At 50.9% G+C, this 4,134-nt stretch carries 3 protein-coding genes and 1 pseudogene; 1 reads left to right on the forward strand and 3 read right to left on the reverse strand.

Annotation, left to right across the window (positions count from 1 at the left end; translation table 11 throughout):
- Nucleotides 1–411, forward strand: a pseudogene (locus HMPREF3098_RS09700) (IS256 family transposase); the annotation flags it as partial.
- A 66-nt stretch (nucleotides 412–477) separates the two neighbouring features.
- Here the strand turns inward: HMPREF3098_RS09700 and pbp2m are convergent.
- From pbp2m to HMPREF3098_RS09715, 3 genes are all read right to left on the reverse strand, one after another.
- Nucleotides 478–2,259: a penicillin-binding protein PBP2M gene (gene pbp2m / locus HMPREF3098_RS09705; RefSeq protein WP_049151672.1), complete on the reverse strand. Its 1,782-nt coding sequence runs from the start codon at nucleotides 2,257–2,259 to the stop codon at nucleotides 478–480.
- A 113-nt stretch (nucleotides 2,260–2,372) separates the two neighbouring features.
- The gene (locus HMPREF3098_RS09710) at nucleotides 2,373–3,203 is read right to left on the reverse strand and encodes a serine hydrolase (protein WP_049147775.1); all 831 of its coding nucleotides are present in this window, start codon (nucleotides 3,201–3,203) and stop codon (nucleotides 2,373–2,375) included.
- The gene (locus HMPREF3098_RS09715; RefSeq protein ID WP_012360809.1) at nucleotides 3,200–4,060 is read right to left on the reverse strand and encodes a LysR family transcriptional regulator; all 861 of its coding nucleotides are present in this window, start codon (nucleotides 4,058–4,060) and stop codon (nucleotides 3,200–3,202) included. Before HMPREF3098_RS09715 ends, HMPREF3098_RS09710 begins: the two co-directional genes overlap by 4 nt.
- Nucleotides 4,061–4,134: the final 74 nt, after the last annotated feature.

A 4,134-nucleotide genomic window follows, 5' to 3' on the forward strand; every position in this document is an offset into this window, starting at 1 on the left:
CAAATGCCTAGGAACAAAACCCGGGGCACTTCAGACCTGCTGTTTACCTACCTGCAACCCCCACCAACAACCATCGACCCCGACAACCTTGCAGCAACAACAAACAGCCTCGAAGGTGGCATCAACGCCCCCATAAAAGAACTAGCCCGCAGACACCGCGGACTATCACTACCGCATCAACGCACAGTGATGGATTGGTGGCTGTATCTACATACAGAAGTCCCTGACGATCCGGTCAAGATCGCCAGGGACCAACGATGGGGTCAAGACGCACTTTCCACAGCAACAGACCTGATCACCCACAACACCACAGCCACTACCAATGACATCGGTGCACCAGCAGAATACGACACCGCCATCGACACCAGCTACCAACACAACCTCGGCATCCAAAAAGGCTGGATCAAATAACCGCAACACGCCCGGAAAAGACACACTTTTCTTTACTTAACCCGTGCTAGAGGTTATGACGCAAGTTTATTGAATTCCAGAGAATTTCTGAACATCCGGCGAGCGAAGGAAACGCCCGGCCATTTCCACAGCTGGCTGAGAAGAATCTCCTTCGATTACAAGGGACGCAATCGCCAATTCCCCTGTCGTTCCAGCGAACCAGCCATTGGAAAGCTTGCCATCAATTTCTGCTGTACCAGTCTTTCCGCCAAGTGCACTAAGATCACTCAACGACCTAGCTGAACCGTGGTCAATTGTTGATTTCATCATCGTCCGGAGGCTTTGAATAGTTGTATCGCTGACATGCTGGTCTGCCTGTTTATTCACTACTGTCTGTTCGCCTTGAATGAGCTGTGGAGGAACAAGCAAGCCGCCGTTAGCGACAGTCGATTGCATGAGCGCAATCCCAAATGGACTAGCTAGAACCTCGCCCTGTCCAATAGAAGCCTCCACACGAGGAGGTCCAGCCGGTGTCCGCGGCACCGAACCAGTAAGTGTGGTCATCCCTGGTACGTCGAAGTCGGAGCCAATTCCGAGTTCTAAAGCAGTCCGTTGCAGATCATCTTCTCCCAAACGATCCGAAATGACCGCTTGGGTTGTGTTACATGATTGGGCGAAAGCTTCTTCCAGTCGAACGCTACCTAGATCGAAGTCATGATCGTTGGGAATCTTGCGTCCAGCGACGGTGATATTGCTAGGACAAGGTAGTTCCTCATCCATGCTGACTGCCCCTGCCTCTAGTGCCGCCGCTGTGGTCACAGTTTTGAACGTCGATCCCGGTGGGAATAGCCCGGTGAGTGCGATTGGCCCTTGGTTATTTGCCTTGTCATTTTGTGCAACGGCAAGGACACCTCCTGTTCTAGGATTGAGCACGACTAGAACTGCGGCACGTTGCTCACTGTCCACTGCTTGTTTTGCTGCGCTTTGCAGTGTGATATCCAGAGTGGTTGCGATTGGCTGAACTCGGCGAGGCGGCTCAGAGGCTACCGTCGTCATACCTTGTGAACTCTCAGCGCGTATCGACCATCCTGAATTAGCATCGAGCACTGACTCCCAATATTTGTTCAATTCAGCATCCAGCGGAGAGTTAAGAGTTTTGGACACGCTTAAGAGACGCCCCTGCTCCACAGTGGAAATTCCCTCAAAGGTCCTAAGTTGCTCTTGTATCTTCCGGAATTCTTCCTGCCTCAAAGTGAGGAGCACGGTGTCTTCATCCTGAGACTCTCCCAAGGTCTGCTCGATCCACTCCTTAGTCGTTGTGGGAGACACTGGTGCAAAAATCTGGGCCAATTCCTGCGCTCTAGAGGCTATATCTTTGCGACCTCGTACCTGAATAACTTTCGTCCAGGTCATATATTCATTGCCCAAGCGATCTTTAATTGGAAGATCGTACTGTTTATCTTCAGCAAAAAAGAGTGCGGAATCATCGCTCAACTGAGCTTCGAAGATCGAAGGCAACCATTGAGGCTTACCATCCTGTCCACTAAGGACGAGCCGACCATTGCTCTCCAACTCCACACCATCTTTGGACCAAGTCACATGAGTATTCTGCTTTCCATTGGAAATATCAGATTTTTCGATGTTGACCTTCACACCATGAAGTGACTGCCGAAATTCATGAAGGGCGCGCTCCGGGTCTGGATGATCCAGATACCGTGCAGCCTTGCTGTCATCTCCCGCGTTGAAAGCTTTGAGAAATACGTCTGAGTCTGATTCCCACGGTAGAGCTGAACAGCTGCTCAACATCACTGCGGAGAGCGAACAGAGTGCAATCACCGACTGACGGAAACGATTGTGCTTAGTCATCATGGGAGTGACGTTAAGTGAGACGCATTGGATGCCACCAATATCACATAATGCAATTGTCTCATTTCATTCACATATAGGCGATGGTAGAAGTGTGTATTCAAGTGGCAGAAATTCTAACGAAGAGCGTCCACGAGCAGTCTAGCCACTTCGCCAATAGCACCATCGTGAGTACTCATTGCTTGTTCTGGCACCACCTGTTTCAGCATGATGGACACCACAATGGGCTCCTCGCCCTCAACCTGGATAATCGAAGCTTCACCATGGAGAAGTCCTACAGTGCCCGTTTTTCCATAGATATCAACGCCGCTTGGAGGAAAGCCTGAAGGAACACGGTGACGCCACACCTGCAACCCCAAGAGTTCACACATAGATCGACGTACCGCTGCACTATCGTCTTTCCAAACCTGTTCCAAGTCATTAGTTATTTCCGCCAACGAAGAGACTGCAGAAAACGCTATATCTGTACTACTCCCCCCTTGGGATTGAACATATTGACGCAATTGTTTCTCCGCCGTCACTAAGCTATTCCGATCTTGCAAGTCATAATGAGGTGGAAACCGTTTAAGAAATGCTTCTCGAGCCCACGCAGGCAGTAGACGCAAAATCTCGTGGGCGGCCACGTTATCTGACACCGATGCGACTTGTTTCATTAAGTCTCGGAGACTCACGTTCACTGCGTCATCAAAGGCAGCGAACCCATACCCTTCGTAAGTTCCTTTGGACGGTGCAACGTCAACACGAAGACGAGGATCCAGATCACCTCGTTGAATCGCTTCCAAAGTGAGGTGGAGGAGCCGGATTTTATATAAGGATGCCACCGTAATTTTCTCGTCTTGTTTGCGTCCGATAGTCACCCCATCGTGCAGTCGCGATGCACACCACCATCCCTCACACCCCGACCGCATCAACACGTTTTCCAGGGCCATCTCCATCCGTGCAGTCATTGGTTAATCCTTCGACAAATTCTTTCGGCGACCGCCATGGCCTCGGCGCCATTGTCCATCCCACCTCGGCGAACCACTACATCCACGGAAAAATCGAAACGGGAAGGAAGCTCAATAGCATTGTCAAACTGGTGAAAACCGCGAAATACCAAAGACATCCCCTCCCCTCTTCCAATCAATAAGCCCCTACCTAGAGCATCCTCTGAATCATTAATTTCGCAAGACACACCCGACCGAAATAGCTCTCTCGCCAAACCACTGGCTGCACTTGAATTGTCATTCAGGTTCTCCACCAGCAGATTCAATTGAGACAAGGTCTTATCCAACCTTGAATACCCCGGCGGCACCACTAGATCACGTGACAGAGAAAACTGCCTCGCACTGCGGTGAGTACCCAAGGGAACCGGAGCTTGAACAAGCCCCGCATGAATAGCGCCTTCTTCAACACGGGCAAGAATCTCAACAGAAGGCAGTGACGACAAAACTACTCCATCATGCTGCTGTGCCTTTGCTGCAATACGCGATCCTATCTCGCTTGGAAGCGCACTACTGATGGCCAAACGAAACCCGCTTTGCGCACCACTTCGGATACCGTCAATCATCGAATGCATAGTCTGAAGATCGCGATTAATCACCCGGGCATATGGAAGCAAGGTCAACCCTGCCTCGGTTAGTTTCACTTCCCCCGCCCCTCGGATAAATAGCGGTGTACCTACACCAGCTTCTAAGCGCTTAATGGCATTGGAGACAGGCGGCTGACTCACTCCCAGTCGCGCTGCCGCCGCTGTAAAACTACCGGTCTCCGCTAAAGCCACGAAATACTGCCATTGGCGCAGATTTCCCGTCTGAGCAATCATGGGTCTCAGCATAGTGGAGCACGAGTTCGCACCACTGCAGTGAAGTGTCCCAGGTTTTGTTCCGTTTGAGTAGA

It is taken from the genome of Corynebacterium sp. HMSC28B08, from assembly GCF_001806865.1.
GTDB classification, from domain to species: domain Bacteria; phylum Actinomycetota; class Actinomycetes; order Mycobacteriales; family Mycobacteriaceae; genus Corynebacterium; species Corynebacterium auriscanis.

Coding starts and splice junctions, on each gene's coding strand:
- pbp2m (WP_049151672.1), bottom strand. CDS start 2,259: ATGATGACTAAGCACAATCGTTTCCGTCAGTCGGTGATTGCACTCTGT.
- HMPREF3098_RS09710 (WP_049147775.1), bottom strand. CDS start 3,203: ATGACTGCACGGATGGAGATGGCCCTGGAAAACGTGTTGATGCGGTCG.
- HMPREF3098_RS09715 (WP_012360809.1), bottom strand. CDS start 4,060: ATGATTGCTCAGACGGGAAATCTGCGCCAATGGCAGTATTTCGTGGCT.